Source organism: Brevibacillus sp. GCM10020057 (assembly GCF_042683565.1).
GTDB lineage: Bacteria > Bacillota > Bacilli > Brevibacillales > Brevibacillaceae > Brevibacillus.
Genome location: NZ_JBHUJW010000004.1, coordinates 53,774 through 77,355 on the forward strand (window position 1 = coordinate 53,774; position 23,582 = coordinate 77,355).

The following is a 23,582-nucleotide window of genomic DNA, read 5'->3' on the forward strand; positions in this document are numbered from 1 at the left end:
TGAGGCTGCAAGTTAAGATTCTATGATGTCTGGTTTATTCTGCCTTGCCTACAAAGTTGGATTTGTTTTTGTCGTACTTATAAATGAATACGTCTGCATTCACGTTGTCACCTTTGTCATCAAAGGTAACTTTTGTAAATTGACCTTGGAAATCTTTTGTTTTGTGTACGGCATCGAGGACTTGCTCGCGGGTAGGCTTTTTGCCGCCGTTCGCCTTGATCGCTTCCAGTACGCCGTTCAGGATGACGTTCATCGAGTCATAGCCGTAAACGGAATACGTCTCGAGAGGCTTTTTCGTAGTTGCCTTGTACTCTTCTGCCCACTTCTTGCCCTCTTCGGTTTGCGTCACGTCACCTGCTACGGACGTGAATACAACGCCTTCAACGGCATCGCCGGCAATTTTAATCATATCAGAAGAGTCCAAGCCGTCGCCACCCATAAAGTATCCTTTGTAACCCTTTTCACGGGCTTGTTTCACCAGGATGCCGCCCTCTGGGTAGAGACCGCCGAAGAAGATGATGTCAGGATTCTTCGCCGTCACCTGGTTCAGAACAGCGCTGTAGTCTTTTTCGCCTTGCGTGATGCCTTCATAGCCGAGGATTTGCACGCCGTCCTTCTCGAACTGCGCTTTCACCTGATCGCCCAGACCTTGACCGTACGCGGTCTTGTCGTGGATGATGAACGCGGTTTTTACGCCGAGCGTGTTTTTCGCGTACATCGCTGCTTTTGGCCCCTGCGCGTCGTCGCGAGCGCAGATGCGGTGCACGGTCTTCTTGCCTTCCTCTGTCAGCTTGACCGCGGTGTTCGCCGGGGACACCATGACCAGCTTGCCTTCCTCGTACTTCACGGACGAAGGAATGGCGACGCCGGAGTTCAGGTGGCCGACTACGCCGTACACATCGGGATCGGAAATGAGCATTTCCGCGTTCGATACCCCGATTTTCGGGTCTGCCTGGTCATCCTGCGGGAAGAGCTGGATGTCGAAGCCCAGTGCCTTGAATTCGTCCTTGCGTTGGTTCAGTGCGTATTCAGCGCCAGTTTTGATCGCGTCGCCCAGGGACGATTGGTTCCCGGACAGTGGGGTTTGTGTCGCGATCTTGATGACACCCCCGTTAGCAGGTGCAGCGCTTCCACCGTTGCTGCCGGAGTTGCTGCTCGGCTGTGCCTGTGCCTGACTGCCTCCGTTTGCGCTGTTGCCTCCTGAACTGTTTCCACCCGCGCAACCAGTCAATGCAACGCTTGCTACTAATACCGCAGAGAGAATGCTGACGTGAGAGAGCTTTTTCATGCGGAATTGAATCCCCCTTTAAATTTTTCTTTATTTTTTGTTTTCCCATAACCATCTCTCTCTTTTACCTGGTTGCGACTTCGTAAACACTGGATGGAATCGGTATAAAGACAGATATGGCCTGGTTCTTCTTTATTGTAAAATAAATCGCAAAATTTACAAGAGAAAATATATAAATTTCAAATACATGTATATCCAATACATACTCAGTAATTTTAGATCCAGATTGAAATTAAAATGATATATCATAACTTTTTCGTGGTGAAGCGTTAATGTTATGAATAAAAAACTTGCGCTCAATCTAGCGGAACTGATGGAAACAGGATGCGCCCGCTTTTGACATCCACGATTCCGTCTGCCGTGAGCCGGGCATACGGCAAATGCGTCGCGGTAAAAAAGAGAAGCGAATACAGCGGATCGAGATGGTCGTGTCCCTTCGCCCGCAGACGCGCGATCAATGCCTCGGCCATGCCGATGACTTCCTCCATCGGAGATGCGGAAAATTTTCCGGCAAGCGGCAGGGGGCACTCGCACGCGACCGTTCCCTCGTCGATGAGCACGACTCCTCCTCCGATTGCCCGCACGCGCTCCATCGCTGCCGCCATCGCCTGCGGATCACGCCCGATGACGACCCACTCCCCTGACGCCGTGTACGTGCTGGCCAGGCCCTGCAGATCGCGTCCATACCCGCGCAGCAGCGACACGCTTCGCCTGCGCCCCACCGGGTCTATGCTCGCGATCAGAGCCAACTCGGGGTCATCCTCAACGGAGACGTACCCTTCTGCGTCCACAGGCAGCTCCTCCAGCTCCAGCCTCGTGATCACCGCGTTTTGCATGTGCAGCACGGGAGTTTTGTCATCGGTCGGCCGCAAACGGAACCAGCCTGTATCGATCCGCCCTCTCATTACGTCGACAGCCGGGAACGCGTACTTTTCCCATTGCGGCTGTACGGTCGGGACGAGCAGCTTGCCATTTTCCGCAGCGCGGCGGCCGTTGGCGATTACCGTGACAGGCGTCGGCTCGTCTCTGGCGGACAAGATCAGCATGTCAGCGATCCTGCCCGGGGCGATGCCGCCAATCTCAGCGTCCAGCCCGTAGTAGACGGCAGGGTTTAACGTCGCCATGACGTACGCTTCCTCAGGCGGCATCCCCGCTTCGATGGCGACCCGAATGGTGTAATCCATCAGGCCGTTTCTGTGCATGGGCGGCGTGCTGCCGTCCGAGGTAAGCATCATCCGCGGCGACCACGGCAGCCCCAATTCCAGCCAGCCTTTGACAAGCTCGGGCAGGTCCGGCCGGATCGACGAGTGGCGCAGGGTGGCGTACATGCCGAGCTGCAGCCGCTGCAGCAGATCCTTTGCCGTGATCCCTTCGTGGCAAGCCGTAATGCCTGCCGCGCCCGCCGTATTCAGCGTCTCTGCTGACGCTCCCGGATGGTGTCCTTCCATCCGCTTGCCCAGGTCGCGGGAATGCTTGAGCCCGTACAGGAGCGTCTCGTCCTCCGTCAGAACGCCCGTCCAGTCGGTCAACTCCCCGCCCTGCACGACCAATGGATGCTCCAGCATACGCTTGATGCCCTCGCGTGTAAATTGCGGATGCTCCTTTCCGGTCTGCGGATCGAGGCGTGCCCAGAAGTATTGCTTCACCGGGTGGGCGGTCAGCGATTCCATAATTTCCTTGACTTGGGCGAACGGCAGGTTCATCAGCATGAGTGTGTCGGATACAAGTGTCGTCGTCCCCCGCTGCAGGGCGAAATCCGCCAGTGTGTAGGGATTGTACCACTGAAACGGGTGGGCATGCGGTTCAAAGTATCCCGGGACGAGAAACTGCCCCGATGCATCCACCAGCTCGGTATGTTCGTCCACCAGCGGCTTCTTTTCCCCGACATAGGCGATCCGCTCGCCTGCGGTCACGACATGGACTTGCTGCCACGTTTTTGTATAGACATTCAGCACCTGTGCGCCAAAAATCCACATACTGGCCGGCTCCTGCCGCCTGCTCACGCGCAACAAGCGCAAATATGCCTCCGTCGATAGCGGCCTTGCTCGCATGGCTCTCTCCTCCTCGACTTTTTCTGTCCATCCTTTTTGCGAATTTCACGAACCGACTGAGCGACCGCTCACCCGCTCCTGCATAACTTTTTCGCTGCCGCTCGGCTTAGTCCTGCTCACCCGCTAGAAACAATTTCCGCGCGTGCATTCACCGCCTGCGGCACAGACTAGCCGGTAGAAGCGATTTTATAGGAGGCAGACCACCATGCAAAAAAACGTCGGCACGACAGATGCCCTCATTCGCATTACCGGAGGACTTTTGGGACTGGCATACGGCATCGGCAGGATGAGTCGTCGGCCGTACAAGGCCCCGTGGCTGTTGATGGCTTTCTCCGCCATGAAGGTCGCCGAGGGCGTGACCAGGCAATGCCTGATGTACCGCGCCCTGGGTATCAATACCTACGCGCCCCGCGCGGAAAAAGGAATGCCGAACTTGCTGGCGCAGGCGAAAAACAAAGGCTTCCAGATGGTCATGAGCCAGGTCGCACGCACCATGAATGCCCGCAAAAACGAGGAAACCACTCCCAGCCCGCAGAACCATGCCGCCGGGGAGAAACAGGAACACCGCCAGGAGGGCAGCAAATCGAAAGAGCGCAACCTCTCTCCCGAAGACCAACTGCTGGAAAAAACTGCACAGGAATTCGTTACCGCCCAATCCAAAGGCAAGGAAAAGAAGAGCGCCGCATCGGGGAGCGAGAAAACCGGTTCCGAGCCATACAGTCATGACGAGCATCGCTATCCAACCTACTCTTAGGAGGCAATGTCTATGCTAAGCGGACCCCCGCTGTATGAATGGCTGTCCCACAATGCGTTCGTCATCGCCGCCATCGTCGGCGTCATTGCGGTGACGGGTTATTTCGCCTACAACTCGTCGCGCAGAAAAGGCAGATACCGCCAGTAACATGTGGCGGTATTTTTTCCTTTGCAAAATTACTTGCTTGGCATATAATTGTCAAGTCAACTATTTTGCAAAGAAAGTGGGAAGTCTCTTTGATCGAGCATTGGCACGATGAATCAATCGGTTTTTTGCTGGGGAAAACGTATCGGAAAATCCTTCTGCACGTCACTGCCCATCTGCGCGAGTTTGATTTGACCCCGGAGCAGTTTTCCGTTCTGTTCTGCCTGAGCAAAAAAGAGGGCATCAATCAGAAAGAACTCGCCTTGCGCACGGCGAAAGACCAGCCGACCATTACGCGGATTCTCGATGCCTTGGCAAAAAAAGGTTTTATCGAGAAGAAGGTCAGCGAAACGGACCGGCGCGCCTTTTTGCTCATGCTGTCTCCCAAAGGGCGCGAGTGGGTCGAGCTGGCTACGCCTGTAGAGGCCAGAGCCATCGCAGAGGCTGTAGAGGGGCTTAGCGAGGCGGAGCTGCAGGACTTGCGGCGGATCTTGCTGAAAATCGCCGACAACGTAAACAGACAGACAAAAGAATAGGAGTGACACCATTGGGAGAGTCGAGAGAGAAACTATGGTCAAAAGATTTTGTCCTCATCACGTTGAGCAATTTTATGTTGTTTTTGACGATCCAGATGCAACTGCCGACGTTTCCTGCCTACGCGAAAGAAACTTACTTAGCTAATGATTTTGTGGCAGGATTGACTGCCAGCTTTTTTGCGCTCGGCGCTGTCGTCGCCCGGATCATTACCGGCGAGCTGCTGAAGACGAAAAACAGCAAGCGCATCCTGAGCGCCGGACTGTGCATCGCCGGGATCACGACGGCGGGCTACTACCTGACCGGCTCCGTCGTCCTCCTGCTGCTGATGCGCGCCCTGTTCGGCTTCGGTTTCGGGATCAGCAGCACGACCTTTCCCACCATCGTAACGAACGCCATCCCGTCGAAGCGCATCGGGGAAGGCATGGGCTACTACGGGCTGTCGCAAAGCCTGGCCCAGGCTCTCGGCCCGATGATCGGCCTGTCCGTCCTGGCGACGTTCGGCTTCGGTTCGATGCTCTCCATCGGGGTAGCCTGCATCGTCCTGATCTTCCCGCTCATCTCGATCATCCGCGCGTACAGGCAGCCTGCAGCGGGCGCACATGCCCACGAGAAAGGGCTGAAGCGCTTCTACGACAAAAAAATTCTGCTCCCTGCCTTTCTCAATTTTTGCATGTCCATCACCTACGGGGGGCTGGTGAGCTTTTTGGCTATTTACGGACAAGAAGCCAATCTCGCTCATATCAGCTGGTTTTTCCTCTGCAATGCCGTAGCGATCGTGCTGGCTCGCCCAATCGCGGGCAAGCTGTTTGACAAAAAAGGGCACATCGCCGTCTTTCCGCCCGGCGCAGTACTGATCGGCCTCGGTCTGCTCGGCCTGTCCTACGTGCACAATGACCTCATGGTGATCTCGTCCGCCCTGCTGTACGGACTCGGCTACGGCTGCATCCAGCCCTCCGCCCAGGCGTGGATGGTGAAAGTGGTGGAGCCGGAGCAGCGCGGCATGGCGAACGGCTTTTTCCTGAACTCGATCGACTGCGGGATCGCGGTCGGCTCCATCCTGCTGGGCGTCATCGCGTCCCATTCCAGCTTCGCCGTGATGTACCGCATGTCCGCTTTGCTGATGGTGCTGTTTCTGGTCGTGTACTTCCTCTCGCGGCTGTTTTCCGTCAGGCAGCGCAAAGCGGCAGACGTATCCGTGCCGCTTGGCCAAAACATCGAGGCGTGACGGCTCCTTTTGCCGCATGTGCGCATCGCGGCTGGCTCGATTTTCTCTGCATACTCAAGCGGCCCAGGCATTTGAACGCCTGGGCTGCTTGTTGTTTTGCCTTTATTTTTGCCGGTGCATCGCTTTCGCGGCAATGTCGGTGCGGTATTGGGCACCGTCGAAGGAAATTGCCTGCACGGCCTCGTACGCGGCGTCACGCGCCTGCGACAGATCGGCGCCCGTCGCCGTCACGCCCAGCACGCGTCCTCCGCTCGTTACGATGCCTTCCTCGGTTGCCTTCGTTCCCGCATGGAAAACCGTCACGTTCGCGCCTGCTTGCTCCAAGCCGCGAATCAGTGCTCCCTTCGGATACTCTCCCGGGTATCCCGGCGCTGCCATGACGACGCAGACGGCGCTTTCCTTTTTCCACCTCACGTCGACCGTATCCAGCTCTCCCTTGATGGTCGCCACTACGATGTCGAGCAGGTCAGTCTCCAGCAGCGGCAGGATGACCTGTGTCTCCGGATCGCCGAAGCGCGCGTTGAACTCGACTACCTTTGGCCCTTGCTCGGTGATCATCAGGCCGGTGTAGAGCACGCCTTTGAACGGGATGCCGTCAGCCGCCATTCCTGCTGCCATCGGCTTGACGATCGTCTCGACGATTTGCTGCACCAGCTCCTCCGACATGTGCGGAACCGGTGCGTAGGTGCCCATGCCGCCGGTGTTCGGCCCGCGGTCATCGTTGAAAATGCGCTTGTGGTCCTGCGACGTAATCATCGGCTTGACTGTCGCCCCGTCGACGAACGACAGCAGGGACAGCTCTTCTCCGCGCATACATTCTTCGACGACGACGCGCGCGCCTGCTTCGCCAAAGACGTTTTCCTCCATGATCTGGCGCAGCGCTTCTTCGGCTTCTTCGAGCGTTTCCGCCACGACGACGCCTTTGCCTGCCGCCAGTCCGTCCGCCTTGATGACGATCGGCGCGCCCTGTTCACGCACGTAGGCCAATGCAGATTCGTAATCGATGAACGACTCGTACGCCGAGGTCGGGATGTTGTAGCGCATCATCAGCTTTTTCGCAAACGATTTGCTGCCCTCGATCATCGCAGCCTTGCTGTTCGGACCGAAGATCGGCAGGTTGCGTTCCTCGAAAAAGTCGACAATACCGCCGAGCAGCGGGTCTTCCGGACCGACGACGGTCAGGTCGATGCCTTCATCCTTGACGAACTGGGCCAGCGCGGCGAAGTCGTTTACGCCGATCGGCACGTTTTGCGCGATTTGTGCCGTTCCGCCGTTGCCGGGCGCGCAGTACACTTTCTTTACTTTCGGGCTTTGCAAAAGCTTCCAGGCAATGGTGTGCTCACGGCCGCCACCGCCGATTACCAAAACTTTCATCGTATTTCCTCCTGTGCCTTGAGGTCATCCGCTCGATTAGTGTTTGAAATGACGGGTGCCGGTGAAAATCATGGCGATGCCAAAGCGATTGCAGGCGTCAATCGAATCCTGGTCGCGGACAGAACCGCCCGGTTGAATGATCGCGGTAATGCCCGCTGCTGCCGCCGCTTCTACCGTGTCTGGCATCGGGAAGAAGGCGTCAGAGGCCATCACGGCACCTTTTGCCAGCTCACCTGCTTGCTCGATGGCGATTTTCGCGGAGCCGACGCGGTTCATTTGGCCTGCTCCCACGCCGACAGTCATGTTGTCTTTTGCCAGCAGGATCGCATTGGACTTCACATGCTTGACCACTTTCCAGGCGAACTTCAGTTGCACGAGCTCCTCTGCTGTCGGCGCCCGATCAGTGACGACTTGAATTTCCCCGTCTTCCAGCTGCTTCAGATCGTAATCTTGCACGAGCGCACCGCCCACAACCGGCGCTACGCGGAAGTGGTTTGCTTTTGCAGATGCCTCATTCAAGTTCGGAATGCGCAGCAGACGCAGGTTCTTTTTCTCTGTCAATACAGCCAGTGCTTCTTCCGTAAAGTCGGGAGCAATGATGATTTCCAGGAAGATTTCCTTCATCGCCAGGGCCGTGTCACGATCAATCGGACGGTTTGCCGCAACGATGCCGCCGAAAATGGACACCGGGTCAGCTTCATACGCTTTTTGGTACGCTTCGCGGATCGTCTCGCCGATTCCTACTCCGCACGGATTGGAGTGTTTGATCGCCACGACGGCAGGCTCGGCAAACTCGCGGACGATAGCGAGGGCCGCATCGGCATCGTTAATGTTGTTGTAGGAAAGCTCCTTGCCGTGCAGCTGCTCGGCGGAAGCGATATTGGCGCCGCCTGCCAGCGGCTCGCGGTAGAAAGCTGCGCGTTGGTGCGGGTTTTCCCCGTAGCGCAGGTCCTGTGCTTTTTCATAGGTGACGGTGAAGCTCTCCGGCAACAGCTCGCCCACCTGCTCGCTCAAGTAACGGGAGATGAGGGCATCGTAGGCCGCAGTGTGGCGGAAAACTTTCGCTGCCAGGCGACGGCGGGTTTCCAGCGTCGTGTCCTGGTTGGCCTCAATCTCGGCTGCGACAGCCTCGTAGTCGGCCGAATCGACCACAACGGTCACAAAGGAGTGGTTTTTCGCGGCGGAGCGAAGCATCGTCGGGCCGCCGATATCGATATTTTCAATTGCTTCCTCGAACGTCACGTCCGGCTTGGCAATCGTTTCCTTGAATGGGTACAGGTTTGCGACAACGAGGTCGATCGTTTCGATCTGCAGCTCTTCCAGCTGTTTACGATGCGCTTCGTTGTCGCGCACAGCCAAGAGACCGCTGTGGATGTTCGGATGCAGCGTTTTGACGCGTCCGTCGAGAATTTCCGGAAAACCGGTTACTTCGGAAATGCCAATGACGGGAATTCCTGCTTCCTTCAAGAGAGACGCCGTGCCTCCGGTCGAAATGATCTCTACCCCGGCAGCTGCCAGACGACGGGCAAACGGAATCAAACCTGTCTTGTCAGAAACGCTGATCAACGCTTTTTTCACACTCACGGATAGAACCTCCTGGGCTTTTGATAAGTAATTTTCCATCAAATGCTGGATCAAAGATGACTGACTGCGTGTATCAGAAACAAAACACGAACATTTACTTATTATTAAAACATAAATGTACGTTTTCATCAAGGTCTTCGTCAGGCAAAACAAACGCAGTCGCCCGTGCATGTTCAGCACTCGCGACTGCCTGCCGTCTTCCGGATCGGTTCCCTTACCGCTTTTTCTTTTTTGTGCCCGCCAATGTCTTCACGCGCTCCGCAAGCGTCTTCGGTCTGCCTTTACCGACAGCCGGCTTCGTCTTTTTGCTCTTGCTTCGCTTGCCTTTCACATCCTTGCGCATAAGGCTGCCAATCTCATCCATCGTAATGGATGTGCCGCTGCTCATGCGCTCCTTGACTTTTTCCCTCGTCTCCCGGGGAACGTCCAGCCCCATCTCGGCCAGTTCGTCCATGACGGAGTCGATGTCTTTCGCGCCGTCTTTGGGGAATTTCTCGGCCAGCTTGACGATGTCGGCGAGCGTCCACTGTCGGCCAGTCTTTTTGCTTAGCTTGCCCAGCAAATCGGTGACAAAATCTCCGCTCACATGGGCACCTCCTTGGGTTGCGGCTTTGCTGCTTCTTTTACCATATGTCAAGGGACGCAAAAATGCCTTTCCCGGTTTGTGCGGGAATGCGAAAGCAAAAGAAAAAGCGCCTGTTCGCGGAACAGATGCGCTTTTATGAACTTGCTTATGTCAGCAAAACGCGGCGGCCCTGCAACCGGACCCGGCCATCTGCCAGCCAGCCGATGACTTGCACCAGCAGACCGTGCTCGACCTCGTGGATGCGTGCAGCCAGGCTGCCCGCCGTATCGTCCTCGTGCACCTCTACGGGAATTTGAGCGATGATCGGCCCGGTATCGAGGCCTGCATCGACGAAGTGTACGGTCACTCCCGTGAGCTTCACCCCGTAGGCGAGCGCCTGGCCGATGGCATCCTTGCCGGTAAAGGCAGGAAGGAGCGACGGATGGAGGTTGATAATGCTGCCCTCGTAGGCGGACAGCAAGGTGTCTCCCACGAGGCGCATGTAGCCTGCCAGCACTACCAGCGATACGCCGCGCCGCTGCAGCTCGGCGACAATTTCCGTTTCAAACGCGGCCTTGTCGGGGTACGCCTTTGGCTCAAAGACGAACGCTTCGATGCCCAGACGCGCAGCGCGCTCCAGCACCTTCGCCCCCGGCTTGTCGCAGACGAGAAGGGCCGCTTCCACTCCGCCCAGTCGTCCGCTCTGCACCGCCTGCACGATCGCTTCAAAGTTGGAGCCGCTGCCCGAGGCGAAAATGGCTAGCTTCTTCACCATTCCACCCCGTTGTACACGACTTTGCGCTCGCCTGACTGGATGTTGCCGATCACGTACGGCTGCTCGCCCAGCTGTTGCAGCTGTTCGACCACGGACACGACATCCTCCGGCGACACGACCAGAATCATCCCGATCCCCATGTTGAACGTCTTGTACATGTCAGGATAGGAGATGCCGCCTGCCTCCTGCACGAGAGAAAAGATCGGCAAAACTGGCCAGGAGCCGACGTCAATCACCGCTTGCGTGCCTTCCGGGAGCACACGCGGAATGTTTTCCGTAAACCCGCCGCCCGTGATGTGCGCCAGGGCCTTCACTTCATGCTTCTCCAAAACGGAGAGCACTTGCTTGACGTAAATGCGCGTCGGCGTCAGCAGTTCTTCGCCCAGCTTTTTGCCCAGCACGTCGACGTGATCGTGGAGCGACATGCCCTTGTCGGCCAGCAATACTTTGCGCACGAGCGAAAAGCCGTTGCTGTGCACGCCGCTGGAAGCCAGCCCGATCAGGACGTCGCCTGCTGCGACCTTCGCGCCGGTGATCATTTTGCTTTCATCTACGACACCCACCGTAAAGCCGGCGATGTCGTACTCGCCTTCCGCGTACATGCCCGGCATTTCCGCTGTTTCCCCGCCGATCAAAGAGCAGCCTGCCTGTGAGCAGCCGTCCGCGATGCCTTTGACGATCGCCTCGATCTTCTCCGGAATGACTTTGTCGACCGCCAGATAGTCGAGGAAAAAGAGCGGCTCTGCGCCCTGCACGACTACGTCATTGACGCACATCGCCACTGCATCGATCCCGATTGTGTCGTGCTTGTCCATGGCAAATGCCAGCTTCAGCTTCGTGCCAACGCCGTCCGTACCGGAGACGAGCACCGGTTTCTCATACTTGGTCGTATCCATGCGGAACAGTGCGCCGAAGCCGCCCAAATCGGTCAGGACCTCGGGACGGAATGTCCGCTTGACATGCTTTTTCATGCGTTCGACGGCTTCGTTCCCCGCATCGATGTCGACGCCTGCTTGTTTATATGCTTCACTCATTGTTTCTCCCCCTTGGACGAGGTGCTAGCCTGCCTTAGCATTTGAGCGCCGGCAACGCTTCTTCAAAATCGACTTCAGTCGGGTATTGACCGGTAAAGCAGGCGACGCAATGTCCCCTGTTCGGAGCCGAATCTTCGCGGCCGATCGCCTCGACCATGCCTTCCACGGACATGAACGCGAGCGTGTCGGCGCCGATCGCCTGGCGAATCTCCTCTACGGATTTGGTCGCGGCGATCAGTTCGTCGCGCGTCGACGTGTCGATGCCGTAGAAGCACGGGTTCATGACAGGCGGAGAGCTGATGCGCACATGCACTTCCTTCGCCCCTGCTTCGCGCAGCATGCGGACGATGCGATTGCTCGTCGTTCCGCGTACGATGGAGTCGTCGATCATGACCACGCGTTTGCCCTCGACTACCTTGCGTACGGCAGACAGCTTCATGTAGACGGCCCGCTCGCGCAGCTCCTGGCTCGGCTGAATGAAGGTGCGGCCGACGTAGCGGTTTTTGATCAGGCCGATCTCGTACGGAATCCCCGTCGCTTCAGCAAAGCCGATGGCGGCGGAAATGCTGGAGTCCGGTACGCCGATGATGACGTCCGCGTCGATGGCCGATTCCTTGGCCAGCTGTTTGCCCAGGCGTTTGCGCGCCATGTGCACGTTGATCCCGTCGATGTCGCTGTCCGGGCGTGCGAAGTAAATGTATTCAAAGATGCACATCGAGCGCTGTGTATTCTCGGTGTGGTGCGTTTCCACGATGCCGTTTTCGTCGACGATAATCAGCTCGCCCGGCTGTACGTCGCGCCAGTATTCCGCGCCAATGATGTCAAAGGCACAGGTCTCGGACGCGACACAGATGGCGTCGCCCAATCGTCCCAGCGACAGCGGACGCAGCCCGTTCGGGTCGAGGGCAATCACCAGCTGACGCTCGTTCATGACACAGAGGGCATATGCCCCTTTGATGTGCTGCAACGCATCCTTTACCGCTCCCGGCAGGTCACGGCGCTCGGAGCGTGCGATCAAGTGCGCAATCACTTCAGTGTCACTGGTCGTCTGGAAAATGGAGCCTTTGGCCTCCAGCTCTTTACGCAGGTTCGCCGCGTTGACCAGATTACCGTTGTGAGCGACGGCCATGCTGCCTTGCGCATAGCGGAAGAACAGCGGCTGTGCGTTTTCGATCTTGCTGGAGCCAGCAGTCGTATAACGGGTGTGGCCGATGGCGATGTGGCCTTTGAACTTCTCCAGATCGCCTTTGCCAAACGCCTCCGAGACCAGACCCATGCCGCGGTGCTTATACCATTTCTCGCCGTCGGAGGCGCAGATACCTGCGCTCTCCTGACCGCGATGCTGCAGTGCATGCAGCCCCAAGTATGTCAGCTGGGGAGCTTCCCTATGGTTGTAGATGCCAAAGACGCCGCATTCTTCGTTCAGTTCGTCCCAGATTACCCGATCAAACATGGAATCGCATCCTTCCAGGCTGCTTTCACCTCTTGAATAGAAGCGTTGATTGCTTCTGTACCGTTCACGCTGATGACCAGTTTGTCTCCGCCTGTCGTTCCGATCTGCGCAGCCGCAACACCGTGTTCAGCCGCCAGGGCAAGCAGTGCTTCCGCTTGGTCCTGGGATGTGCTGAGCAAAATCCGGGATTGCGATTCGCTAAACAGGAGCACGTCCGGACGCAGGTCAGATTCCAACGACACCTGAGCGCCGAAGCCTTCGCCGAAGCAGGATTCAGCCAGCGCTACGCCCAGACCGCCTTCGGACAGGTCGTGCGCAGACTTGACGAGACCATTGCGGATGGCCGCCAGCGTCAGCTTTTGCACAGCCGCTTCTTTCGTCAGGTCGATTTGCGGCGGACGACCGGAGATCGTGCCTGTCGCCAGCTTTTGATATTCGGAGCCGCCCAGCTCTGCGAACGTCTCCCCGAGGAGGATGATCGCGTCGCCTTCGGACTTGAAGTTTTGCGTAGTAATATGGTCTACATCGGTGACAAGACCCACCATGCCGACGGTCGGGGTCGGGTAGATGGCGTCGCCGCTGCGTTCATTGTAGAAAGACACGTTTCCGCCGATGACCGGCGATTCAAGCGCGACGCATGCTTCGCTCATGCCTTCGCACGCTTTCTCGAACTGCCAGAACACCTCCGGCTTTTCCGGGCTGCCGAAGTTGAGGCAGTCGGTGATCGCCAGCGGCTCGGCGCCGGAGCAGACGACGTTGCGCGCCGATTCAGCCACAGCGATCGCACCGCCGACTTTCGGATCGAGGTACACGTAACGGCCGTTGCAGTCCGTGCTCATCGCCAAGGCTTTGCGCGTGCCGCGCACCATGACGACAGCCGCGTCGGAGCCAGGCTTCACAGCCGTATTGGCGCGGACGATGTGGTCGTATTGCTCGTAGACCCACGCTTTGCTCGCAACAGTCGGCTGGGACAGCAGGCCCTTCAGCGTCTCGTTCAGGTCGTCTGGCTGCGGGATCGCCGCCAGCACATCCACATTGGCGTTCGCTTCGTAGTAGGCAGGAACAGCGGACGGGCGGTGGTACACAGGCGCTTCGTCAGCCAGGCTGTTTACCGGCACTTCCGCCACAACTTCCCCTTTGTGCAACAGACGCAGCATGTTGTCATCCGTCACTTTGCCCACGACGGCAGATGCCAAGCCCCACTTGTCGAAAATGGCGATCGCTTCGGCTTCTTTGCCTTTTTCTACGACGACGAGCATGCGCTCCTGCGATTCGGACAGCATCATTTCATAGGCAGACATGCCTGCTTCGCGCTGCGGCACCAGATCGAGGTTCATCTCAATCCCGTTGCCCGCTTTGGAAGCCATCTCCGAGCTGGAGCTGGTGAGACCCGCCGCGCCCATGTCCTGAATCCCGACGACGATGCCGGTGTCGATCAGCTCCAGGCACGCTTCAAGCAGCAGCTTTTCCATGAACGGGTCGCCGACCTGCACAGCCGGGCGTTTTTTCTCGGATTCTTCGGTGAGTTCTTCGGACGCGAAGGTCGCGCCGTGGATACCGTCGCGGCCCGTGCTTGCGCCTACGTAAATGACAGGGTTGCCGATACCGGAGGCAACACCTTTTTGGATTTTTTCATGGTCGATGAGACCGACGCACATCGCGTTGACGAGCGGGTTGCCTTCGTAGGTCGGGTCGAAGTTGACTTCGCCGCCCACAGTGGGAATCCCGATGCAGTTGCCGTAGCCTGCAATCCCGGCGACGACGTGTTCAAACAAATATTTGACGCGGGGCGTTTTCAACTCTCCGAAACGAAGCGAGTTGAGAAGCGCAATCGGGCGCGCGCCCATGGAAAACACGTCGCGGATGATCCCGCCGACCCCTGTCGCTGCGCCTTGGTACGGCTCGATCGCGGACGGGTGGTTGTGGCTCTCGATCTTGAAGACAACGGCCTGGTTGTCGCCGATGTCCACGATGCCGGCGCCTTCCCCCGGACCTTGCAGCACGCGCGGGCCTTTCGTCGGGAAGCGGCGCAGCACCGGCTTGGAGTTTTTGTACGAGCAGTGCTCCGACCACATGACGCTGTACAGACCTGTCTCGGTCCAGTTCGGTTTGCGGCCGATGATCTCTACAACGCGCTGGTATTCTTCATCCGTCAGACCGATCTCGCGGTAGAGCTTCTGATCGGCAATTTGCTCGGCTGTCGGTTCTTTATGCGTGAGTTGTGACACTGCTTTTTTCCCTCCACGTCTTCAGGATCGAGGTAAACATGCGGCGTCCGTCATCGGATGTCATCCACTTATGGACGGCACGCTCCGGGTGCGGCATCATGCCGAGCACATTGCCGCGCTCGTTGCAAATGCCTGCGATATCTTCAATGGAACCATTCGGATTTTCCCCGTGATAGCGGAAGACGATCTGGCCGTTGGCTTTGAGCTTCGCCAGCGTCTCGTCATCACAGTAGTAGTTTCCTTCGCCATGGGCGATCGGAATCTGAATGACTTCCCCTGCCGCGTAGTCGCGGGTAAACGGGGTGTCGTTGTTTTCCACGCGCAGCGCAGACAGCTTGCAGCGGAATTTGAGCGAACGGTTGCGCAGCAATGCGCCCGGGAGCAGCCCGACTTCCGTAAGAATCTGGAAGCCGTTGCAAATGCCCATGACCAGCTTGCCTTCTTCTGCTGCTTTCACCACTTGCTCCATGACCGGCGAGAAACGGGCGACAGCGCCGCAGCGCAGGTAGTCGCCGTAGGAGAAGCCGCCCGGGAGAAGAATGGCGTCGTATTGGGAGAGGTCTTGGTCAGAGTGCCAGACGTAATCGACCGGCACACCCATGACATCTTCGACCGCATTGTACAAATCGATGTCGGCATTGGAGCCGGGAAAGACGATAACCGCTACTCGCATCACGTCAGCCCTCCACGATCTCAAAGCGATAGTCTTCAACCACTGTATTGGCCAGCAGCTTTTCGGACATTTCACGGACGCGCTCTTCTGCCTGGGCACGATCGTTCGTCCCCAGCTCAAGCTCCATGTATTTGCCGATGCGTACGTTATTGACTTCATCGAATCCAAGGGAATGCAGGGCGCCTTTTACTGCCTGGCCTTGCGGGTCCAGCACGCTCTCGCGCAAAGTTACATATACGACTGCTTTAAACATGTACGTCTCCTCCCAATCTTTTCAGCATTTCCTGATACGCTTCTTCTACGTTGCCCAAATCGCGGCGGAAGCGGTCTTTGTCCAGTTTTTCGTTTGTTTCCGAGTCCCAGAACCGGCACGTGTCCGGCGATATTTCATCGGCGAGGAGGATCTCCCCGTCGGCAGTTTTGCCAAATTCCAGTTTGAAGTCGACCAGCGTGATGTTGCGCTCGCGAAGGTAGGGACGCAGCACTTCATTGACTTCCAGGCCCATGCTCTCCAGCGTCGCCAGGTCGCTTTCGCTCGCGATCCCGAGCACCTTGATGTGGGAGGTATTCACCAGCGGATCTCCCAGCGCATCGTCTTTGTAGTAAAACTCGACAACAGGCTGCGGAAGCACGGTTCCTTCTTCCATCCCCAGCCGTTTGGCCAGCGAGCCTGCCGCGATGTTGCGGACGACGACTTCGAGCGGGATAATGTCCACTTTGCGAACGACCTGCTCCGTAGCAGACAACAGGCGAATGAAATGGTTGTCGATTCCACGTTCTTTTAACATGGTGAAAAAGATGGCGGTAATCCGGTTGTTCAGCTCGCCTTTACCGGTGATTTGCGCTCTTTTTTCTCCGTTAAATGCCGTCGCGTCGTCTTTATACTCCACCCAGTACAGATCAGGCGTCGATGTCCGATAAATCCGTTTCGCCTTACCTTCGTAGAGTTGTTCCTGTTTTTCCACTGTAGGAGCCACCTTCCCAGCTAAAAAGGTTGAGTTTCTATTAATTCACGAACGATTCATCTACATTAAAACATAAACATACGCATTTTTCAATGGAAAAAGCGTGAATGGAGTTTGACAATAGTTCGGGAATTGACTACTGATTTTTATACATGAAAATTTTATCATTCGTTTTCATCGGTTCCTTCTGCTCTTTTCAGTTCTTTTCCTCATCGCTTTATTACCCTTTCCTTTTTCATGCTGTTCAATAAAGGTTCTTGCGATTCATTCATTGATTCCTCTTGAAAAAGCAAAAAAGCCCGCAGGATCGAGAAAGGACAGTGAACAACATTGATCTCTTTCTCACCTTCGAGCAAATCTGCCGGCATGGCATACTGCCGCGCTTCACACTGAACGTATTCCGCCCCGTGACTGTGATCTATTCATTTTCTGCAATTGTTCCTCAACCTCTTTGATTTGAAACTCTGTATCCCGGAGCCGCCTCCACTGACGCTGTGCACCGGCAAATAACATTTCTGGCGTTGACGTATCCTTTACCAATTCCCCACGTTCTTCCATCAATCTAGCTGGACTGACCAATTTCTTACCGACTAAAGCCAAGGGTATGTTTTGGATGGAAACCAGGATTCGTTTCAACCGGCTTTTTCTCATACTCAACATGTTCACACCCCTTCGTTGCTTACAGAATCTTTAGCAGATGCAACTTGTGATAACTGACCAGTGAAATAGACGGGATCAAAGAGAATGTTTCGGAAGATCTGGGCAATGAGCCCTTTGTTATCTAGTCTTAGAATCTGCTGATTTACGATCAGTAAGCCAACATAATGCTGGACGCCTTCAGGACCTCCATCGAGCGAGATACGCAGCGTATAATACGCCCGATTTTTGTGTTTTTCCTTGTTACCATTGTATACCATGCCATAAACGGTGTCAGTATGTTCTGACGTTCGTTCGCGAAGAATCTGATATTCCGTTATATCTTCACAAGACACAATTCTCGTCATATCGAACAGAATTGCGTAATGAAGGCCAATGATCCGGACGTCCTGTTCAATATATACATCCCAATTACGAAGCACGTTTTTCATTCTAGGATTCTTGGACGAGCGGGAAAGTAAATATTGATATAGCAGGGCATTTAAGTATCTTCCGTAATCTCCCGGAACTTTTCGTGGATTTTTGTGCTTCGTAAAGTGAAGCATGTCAATCGGGACATTGATTTTTCGGTTGCGAAGTTTGGATACATCCAATCCTTTTCCTTTCAGTTCCATGACTTTCCGGAAGTGATATTGAATGTACTCATCTTTCGTTTGTTTGTGAACCTGAAACAATTGAAAGGCCATTATGCCATCTACTGAATTTATGTACGTTTTTGCCCGCTTATGGATTCCCACCAATTTTTGAGCGAGCAGTTCATGCTCATCTTCTAGAAATGAATACTTCCAGCGAAATTTCCAAAATGGCCAAAATAAAAAGAACCCAGTGATGATAATGGCAATGCCACCCATTCCAACCGCAACATATATCTGAGTAAGTATTTGCGATTCAGATATCGCATTAACAATGGCACTTGTAATCATCCCTACTAAAAGCAAAATCAATGCTGCTGCAAAGCTTGATCCGATGCTTTTAGAAAATATGCTTGTGATTCTTTCCCACAGGGACTCCTTCCCCTTGCTCAACAAGCCTTCTCCCTCCTCTATCCGCCAAAACATTACAATAATTCGAGTTCTACCAGTTATTATAATAAATGATAAAAACTATCATAAAAACAAATCCCCCTGAGAAGTCGCTGCAGAAGCTGCTCCTCTCACAAGATCGCACTGCCCACATGTGATACACTGTTTTTTGTGCAACCTATATGGAAAGAAAGAAGGAAGGTATTCAGATGTTTCCCTTTGAGGTATCTTTTCCGACCCGCATTTACTTTGGCGTCGGGGAGTTGAAGCGTTTGGGTCAGGCTGCCCGGACAGTGGGAAAAAAAGCACTGCTCGTCACCGGCGGCCGTGCAGCCAAACGCACCGGACTGTTGGACCGGGTGCAGGAGCTGCTGCGGGAAGCGGAGGTCGACAGCATCCTGTTCGACAAAGTCGAGCCGAACCCGCGGACAGCGACTGTCGACGCAGGGGCGGCACTCGCCCGGCAGCATGGCTGCGACTTCGTGCTCGCCGTAGGCGGCGGTTCGGTCATGGACGCTTCCAAAGCGATTGCAGCAGCCGCGAAGTCCGGACGTCCGATCTACGACTACATGCGCGGCAATCCGAGCGGCACCGGCAAATGGCTCGTGCCCGTGCAGGAGGCCCTGCCGCTCGTGACCGTGCCGACCGTGGCCGCGACCGGCTCCGAGGCGAACAACATCAGTGTACTGACTCATTGGGACACCCACGAAAAATCATCCATCAACGGGCCCGCCCTCTTTCCGCAGATCGCGATCCTCGACCCGTCCGTCACGTACACCGTCCCGGCTCGCGTCACGGCAGAGGCGTGCGCGGACATCTTTTCCCACCTGTTTGAAGGCTACCTGATCAGCGCGGAAGGCACCCATGTGCAGGACGGCATCACCGAGACGCTCATCCGCCTCGTCGTCGAGCATTCCATCACCGCCCTCGAGCAGCCGGACAACGAGGAGGCACGTTCCACCCTGCTGTGGGCGAGCACCCTGGGCATCAGCCCTTTCGCCAATGCGGGACGGGGCGCAGGCATGCCGCTGCACGGCATCGAGCATCCCTTGAGCGGCATTTACGACATGGCACACGGACGCGGTCTCGCCATCCTGTCGCTTCCTTATTTTCGCCAGGTGATTCTCGCCGACCGGCCCGAGCGACTGGCGCGTATGGGACGCGCGTGTTTCGGTGTCACGGAGGAAAACGAGCAAGCCGCAGCGGAGGCTGCGATTGAGGCGGTGCGGAAGTGGTATGAGCGCATGGGCATTACGGAGCGCCTCTCGGATTTCGGAGTGACGCGCGACGCTCTGCGCGGCATGGCTGAAGAAGCGGTGACCATCGGAGGGCGCGGCATCGGCTACTTGCCCAGTTCCCGCAACCTGAACACGGAGGACATCGTAAAAATTTACGAAGCATGCCTATAAAGATTTACATATACACTGGCATGCTTCCCTGATGTTGTGAGATAATAGAGCTAATAAAAATTTTTTTATTATGGAGGTTGCGATACATGGCAGATCCACGGATTAATGAACTTGCCAGCCGTCTCGTCCGCTACTCGCTCAATCTGCAAAAAGGGGAAAAAGTGCTGATCGAAAACACCGGCCTGCAGCCTGAACTGGTGCGCGCTCTCGTCCGCGAGTCGTTCGCGGTGGGTGCCCTGCCGCTGGTCACGCTGAAGGACCAGGAAATCAACCGCGCCCTCTACCAAGGCACCAGCGAAGAGCACATGGCATTGATGGCCAAGTACGAATATGAACGGATGAAGGACATGGATGCCTACATCGCCGTCCGCGCCTACGACAATATCAACGAATACGCCGACGTGCCGGAAGACAAGATGAGCATCTATTCCCGCGTGCTGTACCAGCCTGTACATACAAATGAGCGCGTACCGAACAAACGCTGGGTCGTCCTGCGCTACCCGAACAAGTCGATGGCGCAGCTGTCCAACATGAGCCTCGAAGGCTTTGAGGACTTCTATTTCTCTGTCTGCAATCTGGACTACCAAAAAATGTCCAATGCCATGACCCCGCTGAAAGAGCTGATGGAACGCACCGACCGCGTCCGCATCGTCGGCCCGAAAACCGACCTGCGCTTCTCCATCAAGGGCATCAACGCGATCAAATGCGACGGCAAACGCAACATTCCTGACGGCGAAGTGTACACCGCGCCTGTTCGCGACTCCGTAGAAGGCACGATCTACTACAACGCGGCGACCAACTACCACGGCATTTCCTTCACCGACGTGCAGTTCACTTTCAAGGAAGGAAAAATCGTCGAGGCGACCAGCTCCAATACCAAGGCCCTAAACGACATCCTCGACACGGACGAAGGCGCTCGCTACATCGGCGAATTCGCCATCGGGTTCAACCCGCACATCCTGCATCCGATGCTCGACATCCTGTTCGACGAAAAGATCGCCGGCAGCTTCCACTTCACGCCGGGCAACGCCTATACCGTAGCTGACAACGGCAACCGTTCCTCCATCCACTGGGATCTGGTGCAAATCCAGCGTCCGGAATACGGCGGCGGCGAAATCTGGTTCGACGACGTGCTGATCCGCAAAGACGGCCGTTTCGTCCTGCCGGAGCTGGAAGGCTTGAATCCGGAAAATCTGGTATAACCTCCAACTTCCAAAAAAGAAAAGGGCATTCCCGACCGTCTCACGCAGGCGAAGGGAATGCCTTTTTTCATCATAGCTCCTTGCTCTTTGCCTCTCCGAACATGCCTGCCAGCTTTTGATAGCTCGGCGGAAACTGTGCCTCGTAGCGCAGGAACGACGGGATCGGGTAGCGGACGCCGCCCTTCTGTGTCCCGGCCAGTCCTTCCACCAGCTCGGCCGCGTCGCGGAAATGAAAGCTGAACGCCATCTCGTGATCCTGCGTCTGGGCAAACAGCCTGTCGCCGTAGCAGGGCACGATGACCTGCGGCTGACCGGTCTGCAGCGGCTTGATCGCGATGTCAGCGCAGTCTGCCCGGCTGGAAAACGTGGACGGGATCGAGCCTCCCCGCTTGAACAGCATGCCTGCGACCAGCCGCATCACTTGCGCCGAATTTCCGTAGATGACGACGACATCCGGCTCCACCTCCGCCCGCTCCAACGGAAACGAGACGTAATACCCACTCTCCTCCGCCGTCAGCTTGGGCACATCCTGCTCGGACTTGGCTCCGGCCTCCAGTGAGTCCGTGTACATGCCGCAGGCCAGATTGCCCTCCGTATAGAACGGCAGCTGCTCCTCGTAGCCAAACGCCACCTGTGCGATGGGACAGGAAAGGTCTGCCCCGTTCATGGCGATGCTCCAGCCGTAGCGGCGGGAAAAGCCGACCGCCTGGCAGATGGTGATCGGATAGCCGAGATCGCGCACAGGCCGCTTCGCTTTTTTGGGCAGGTCGTCCTCTGCCTTCACCAGCTTCACGCCGACAGGAAACGTCTCCGTCCTCACGTAGGTCGCAATCGCCTGGTTCAGTTCTTTTGCATTCATGCCCTCTCCCCCTTTGCTTTCCTGCCTGATGCCGTACTCCGAATGTTTCGTCTCTTTCGCCGGAAATTCCTCTCTTTGCTGCAAATCGCTCGTGCACGCCGCCCAAGCTTACCATTTCGTAAGGTACTGGAAAGGAAAATCGATTTCGAGTCGTCGCCATCCTTGCTACGATGGGATGCTTGACCAGACAGGAAGCGGCTCAAATCGCGTCAGCCGCTGTCCGCCAATACTTTCATGTCGATGTGGACACGATCGATCGGGACATTACCCTGGAAGACCCCGCCAAGCTCGTGGAGACTGCCACGGGCGAGCCGATCTTTCGCGGCGTTCCCGTCCAGCGGTAGCGGTTGGCGTCGATACCCAATTGAAGCAGGTGGTCACGTTTACTTATATTTAGCGGCGAATGTAATCGCGCATGATACGGGATCGAAAAAATACTGGCAGGAGGACACTAGTTCCCGCTGTATGTTTGTTCGATTTCCGTCAGCATTTCCCGATACGTCTTGTTGGTCAGGTGAACGAGGTAATCGGTCAGCTCCTCTTTGGCCTGCGTAGCCAGCGCCTCTCTGGCCGTCCGCTGCTGCGTCAGGTAGCGCCTCGCCTCCTCGCCGATTTTCCCCGTCGCGGACAAATAGTCGATGGCAGCCCCGATGTTCAGGCTTTCTCGCCAGTTTTTTTTCGTACCAGTCGCGCTCGTAGGCATCGATCCACTTGCGCCGGTCGATGAGCACGGCGGCTGCTTCGGTCATCGCGTCCCGCTTCCACTGCTCCCATTTCTCGGCGATTTCCCTGGCCCGCTCCAGCTCTTGCCGAAACTGGTCGCGGTTGGTCACGTTGGCGTACAGCCCTTCCGAGGCCCGGGCGATTTCCTTCAATTGCTGCTGCCCTTCGGCGTTGACGTCGAAGCCGATGACATTGAGCAGCGGCATGATGTCCGACTGGTACAGCTTTTCTGCTACCGCCACCGGATCGCCGCCGCACGTCTCGATGCCGTCGCTGACCAGATAGATGACATTGGTGTTGCTCTTGGCCGGAAAGGCTGCGAGATCCTGCTGTGCCTGCTGCAGCGAATAGGCAATCGACGTCCATCCGCTCGGCTCGATCTGTCCCAGTGCGTCGTCCAGCTTCGCGGCATCGTACGTCTGCAGCGGATAGACGATGTCGCTTCTGCTGCAGGAGAGCGCTTTGTCTGCATCCGAGCCGCTCCCGACGTGGCCGTATACGCGAAGCGACACGCTGGCTTCCTTGGGCAGGGACTCGGCAAACTCGCGGATTGCTTCCTTCGCCTGCTCCATTTTGCTCTTCTCGCCCATTTTCTCCCGCATGCTCCCGCTCGCATCCAAAATAATTTCCACGTTGAAATGCTCCCGGAACCGGAATCTCGCATCCTCGATGTCCGGTCCCCCGAACGAAGCCATCCGCCAGCGGTCGACCACCATCCGGGGGCTGAGGTAGTCCTCCGCGAACAGCTGCAGCAGCTTCGCCCAGTAGACCTGCAGCAGCGATTCATCCATCCCGTCCGGCAAAAGAGGAAGGCCGTCCAAAATGTGCGTGATCTTGTCGCGCTGCTCAGCCTGCTTCAGGTAAAAGGGGATGCCGGCGAGCGGTCCGGGGGCAGCTGCGATCAGCTCTTGCGCGGTTTGCGGCGTCTGCGTTTGCAGAGCTGATACCGAAGTGCCAGCCGCCCCTGCCGCGCAGCCTGCGAGCAGCGAAGACAGCAGCATGCCGCCGAGTGCCTGTCGCCATCTGTTTGTTTTTCCCATCTGTATCGCCTCCTTACAGC

The 23,582-nt window shown here is 56.4% G+C and carries 22 protein-coding genes; 7 read left to right on the forward strand and 15 right to left on the reverse strand.

The features are described from left to right. Window positions 1–34: 34 nt before the first annotated feature. Window positions 35–1,288 (reverse strand): branched-chain amino acid ABC transporter substrate-binding protein, encoded by a 1,254-nt coding sequence (locus ACFSO0_RS00845; RefSeq protein ID WP_376874931.1) that lies wholly within the window; start codon window positions 1,286–1,288, stop codon window positions 35–37. Between the two features lie 296 nt (window positions 1,289–1,584). Continuing rightward, window positions 1,585–3,339, reverse strand: coding sequence for an adenine deaminase C-terminal domain-containing protein (locus tag ACFSO0_RS00850; protein WP_376874934.1), 1,755 nt, complete (start codon window positions 3,337–3,339; stop codon window positions 1,585–1,587). A gap of 205 nt (window positions 3,340–3,544) precedes the next feature. On the opposite strand from ACFSO0_RS00850, the gene ACFSO0_RS00855 reads away from it, so the two are divergent. The 4 genes from ACFSO0_RS00855 to ACFSO0_RS00870 all read left to right on the forward strand — a co-directional run bounded on the left by ACFSO0_RS00855 (window position 3,545) and on the right by ACFSO0_RS00870 (window position 5,999). Then, window positions 3,545–4,093: a YgaP family membrane protein gene (locus tag ACFSO0_RS00855; RefSeq protein WP_376874937.1), complete on the forward strand. Its 549-nt coding sequence runs from the start codon at window positions 3,545–3,547 to the stop codon at window positions 4,091–4,093. A gap of 12 nt (window positions 4,094–4,105) precedes the next feature. After that, complete coding sequence (locus ACFSO0_RS00860) at window positions 4,106–4,240, forward strand: EYxxD motif small membrane protein (RefSeq protein WP_376874940.1); 135 nt, start codon at window positions 4,106–4,108, stop codon at window positions 4,238–4,240. Between the two features lie 89 nt (window positions 4,241–4,329). Beyond that, window positions 4,330–4,773 carry a MarR family winged helix-turn-helix transcriptional regulator gene (locus ACFSO0_RS00865; RefSeq protein ID WP_376874943.1) on the forward strand — a complete coding sequence of 148 codons (444 nt, stop codon included), beginning with the start codon at window positions 4,330–4,332 and terminating at the stop codon, window positions 4,771–4,773. A gap of 11 nt (window positions 4,774–4,784) precedes the next feature. Further along, window positions 4,785–5,999, forward strand: a complete 1,215-nt coding sequence (locus ACFSO0_RS00870; RefSeq protein ID WP_376874946.1) for an MFS transporter — start codon at window positions 4,785–4,787, stop codon at window positions 5,997–5,999. 102 nt (window positions 6,000–6,101) lie between these two features. Here ACFSO0_RS00870 and purD read toward each other — a convergent pair whose 3' ends face one another. From purD to ACFSO0_RS00925, 11 genes are all read right to left on the reverse strand, one after another. Further along, on the reverse strand, window positions 6,102–7,373 hold the full coding sequence (purD, locus tag ACFSO0_RS00875; protein ID WP_376874949.1) for a phosphoribosylamine--glycine ligase: 1,272 nt from the start codon (window positions 7,371–7,373) through the stop codon (window positions 6,102–6,104). 36 nt (window positions 7,374–7,409) lie between these two features. Further along, window positions 7,410–8,957 (reverse strand): bifunctional phosphoribosylaminoimidazolecarboxamide formyltransferase/IMP cyclohydrolase, encoded by a 1,548-nt coding sequence (purH, locus tag ACFSO0_RS00880; protein WP_376874952.1) that lies wholly within the window; start codon window positions 8,955–8,957, stop codon window positions 7,410–7,412. Between the two features lie 214 nt (window positions 8,958–9,171). Then, on the reverse strand, window positions 9,172–9,543 hold the full coding sequence (locus tag ACFSO0_RS00885; RefSeq protein WP_376874955.1) for a hypothetical protein: 372 nt from the start codon (window positions 9,541–9,543) through the stop codon (window positions 9,172–9,174). Between the two features lie 145 nt (window positions 9,544–9,688). Continuing rightward, on the reverse strand, window positions 9,689–10,297 hold the full coding sequence (gene purN, locus ACFSO0_RS00890) for a phosphoribosylglycinamide formyltransferase (protein WP_376874958.1): 609 nt from the start codon (window positions 10,295–10,297) through the stop codon (window positions 9,689–9,691). Continuing rightward, on the reverse strand, window positions 10,291–11,331 hold the full coding sequence (gene purM, locus ACFSO0_RS00895; RefSeq protein ID WP_376874961.1) for a phosphoribosylformylglycinamidine cyclo-ligase: 1,041 nt from the start codon (window positions 11,329–11,331) through the stop codon (window positions 10,291–10,293). The genes purN and purM overlap by 7 nt, the downstream gene beginning before the upstream one ends. Window positions 11,332–11,365: 34 nt before the next feature. Continuing rightward, window positions 11,366–12,784 (reverse strand): amidophosphoribosyltransferase, encoded by a 1,419-nt coding sequence (gene purF / locus ACFSO0_RS00900; RefSeq protein ID WP_376874964.1) that lies wholly within the window; start codon window positions 12,782–12,784, stop codon window positions 11,366–11,368. Next, window positions 12,769–15,012 (reverse strand): phosphoribosylformylglycinamidine synthase subunit PurL, encoded by a 2,244-nt coding sequence (gene purL, locus ACFSO0_RS00905; RefSeq protein ID WP_376874967.1) that lies wholly within the window; start codon window positions 15,010–15,012, stop codon window positions 12,769–12,771. Before purL ends, purF begins: the two co-directional genes overlap by 16 nt. Then, complete coding sequence (gene purQ, locus ACFSO0_RS00910; RefSeq protein ID WP_376874970.1) at window positions 14,993–15,685, reverse strand: phosphoribosylformylglycinamidine synthase subunit PurQ; 693 nt, start codon at window positions 15,683–15,685, stop codon at window positions 14,993–14,995. Before purQ ends, purL begins: the two co-directional genes overlap by 20 nt. Window positions 15,686–15,689: 4 nt before the next feature. Next, a complete protein-coding gene (purS, locus tag ACFSO0_RS00915) occupies window positions 15,690–15,938 on the reverse strand; it encodes a phosphoribosylformylglycinamidine synthase subunit PurS (RefSeq protein ID WP_376874973.1) in 249 nt (82 codons plus the stop codon). After that, window positions 15,931–16,650: a phosphoribosylaminoimidazolesuccinocarboxamide synthase gene (gene purC, locus ACFSO0_RS00920; RefSeq protein WP_376874976.1), complete on the reverse strand. Its 720-nt coding sequence runs from the start codon at window positions 16,648–16,650 to the stop codon at window positions 15,931–15,933. The genes purS and purC overlap by 8 nt, the downstream gene beginning before the upstream one ends. Window positions 16,651–17,312: 662 nt before the next feature. Further along, a complete protein-coding gene (locus ACFSO0_RS00925; protein ID WP_376874979.1) occupies window positions 17,313–18,335 on the reverse strand; it encodes a hypothetical protein in 1,023 nt (340 codons plus the stop codon). 203 nt (window positions 18,336–18,538) lie between these two features. On the opposite strand from ACFSO0_RS00925, the gene ACFSO0_RS00930 reads away from it, so the two are divergent. Continuing rightward, the gene (locus ACFSO0_RS00930) at window positions 18,539–19,738 is read left to right on the forward strand and encodes an iron-containing alcohol dehydrogenase (RefSeq protein WP_376874982.1); all 1,200 of its coding nucleotides are present in this window, start codon (window positions 18,539–18,541) and stop codon (window positions 19,736–19,738) included. A gap of 86 nt (window positions 19,739–19,824) precedes the next feature. Next, window positions 19,825–20,940, forward strand: a complete 1,116-nt coding sequence (locus tag ACFSO0_RS00935) for an aminopeptidase (protein WP_376874985.1) — start codon at window positions 19,825–19,827, stop codon at window positions 20,938–20,940. A 70-nt stretch (window positions 20,941–21,010) separates the two neighbouring features. Here the strand turns inward: ACFSO0_RS00935 and ACFSO0_RS00940 are convergent, their stop codons facing one another. Next, a complete protein-coding gene (locus tag ACFSO0_RS00940) occupies window positions 21,011–21,799 on the reverse strand; it encodes a DUF169 domain-containing protein (protein WP_376874988.1) in 789 nt (262 codons plus the stop codon). Between the two features lie 179 nt (window positions 21,800–21,978). On the opposite strand from ACFSO0_RS00940, the gene ACFSO0_RS00945 reads away from it, so the two are divergent. Beyond that, window positions 21,979–22,143, forward strand: a complete 165-nt coding sequence (locus ACFSO0_RS00945) for a hypothetical protein (protein WP_376874991.1) — start codon at window positions 21,979–21,981, stop codon at window positions 22,141–22,143. Window positions 22,144–22,182: 39 nt separating this feature from the next. Here ACFSO0_RS00945 and ACFSO0_RS00950 read toward each other — a convergent pair whose 3' ends face one another. Then, complete coding sequence (locus ACFSO0_RS00950; protein ID WP_376874994.1) at window positions 22,183–23,562, reverse strand: vWA domain-containing protein; 1,380 nt, start codon at window positions 23,560–23,562, stop codon at window positions 22,183–22,185. Window positions 23,563–23,582: the final 20 nt, after the last annotated feature.

Coding starts and splice junctions, on each gene's coding strand:
- purN (WP_376874958.1), bottom strand. CDS start 10,297: ATGGTGAAGAAGCTAGCCATTTTCGCCTCGGGCAGCGGCTCCAACTTT.
- purQ (WP_376874970.1), bottom strand. CDS start 15,685: ATGCGAGTAGCGGTTATCGTCTTTCCCGGCTCCAATGCCGACATCGAT.
- ACFSO0_RS00850 (WP_376874934.1), bottom strand. CDS start 3,339: ATGCGAGCAAGGCCGCTATCGACGGAGGCATATTTGCGCTTGTTGCGC.
- purM (WP_376874961.1), bottom strand. CDS start 11,331: ATGAGTGAAGCATATAAACAAGCAGGCGTCGACATCGATGCGGGGAAC.
- purS (WP_376874973.1), bottom strand. CDS start 15,938: ATGTTTAAAGCAGTCGTATATGTAACTTTGCGCGAGAGCGTGCTGGAC.
- purD (WP_376874949.1), bottom strand. CDS start 7,373: ATGAAAGTTTTGGTAATCGGCGGTGGCGGCCGTGAGCACACCATTGCC.
- ACFSO0_RS00845 (WP_376874931.1), bottom strand. CDS start 1,288: ATGAAAAAGCTCTCTCACGTCAGCATTCTCTCTGCGGTATTAGTAGCA.
- ACFSO0_RS00940 (WP_376874988.1), bottom strand. CDS start 21,799: ATGAATGCAAAAGAACTGAACCAGGCGATTGCGACCTACGTGAGGACG.
- ACFSO0_RS00935 (WP_376874985.1), top strand. CDS start 19,825: ATGGCAGATCCACGGATTAATGAACTTGCCAGCCGTCTCGTCCGCTAC.
- ACFSO0_RS00855 (WP_376874937.1), top strand. CDS start 3,545: ATGCAAAAAAACGTCGGCACGACAGATGCCCTCATTCGCATTACCGGA.
- ACFSO0_RS00860 (WP_376874940.1), top strand. CDS start 4,106: ATGCTAAGCGGACCCCCGCTGTATGAATGGCTGTCCCACAATGCGTTC.
- ACFSO0_RS00930 (WP_376874982.1), top strand. CDS start 18,539: ATGTTTCCCTTTGAGGTATCTTTTCCGACCCGCATTTACTTTGGCGTC.
- purF (WP_376874964.1), bottom strand. CDS start 12,784: ATGTTTGATCGGGTAATCTGGGACGAACTGAACGAAGAATGCGGCGTC.
- ACFSO0_RS00950 (WP_376874994.1), bottom strand. CDS start 23,562: ATGGGAAAAACAAACAGATGGCGACAGGCACTCGGCGGCATGCTGCTG.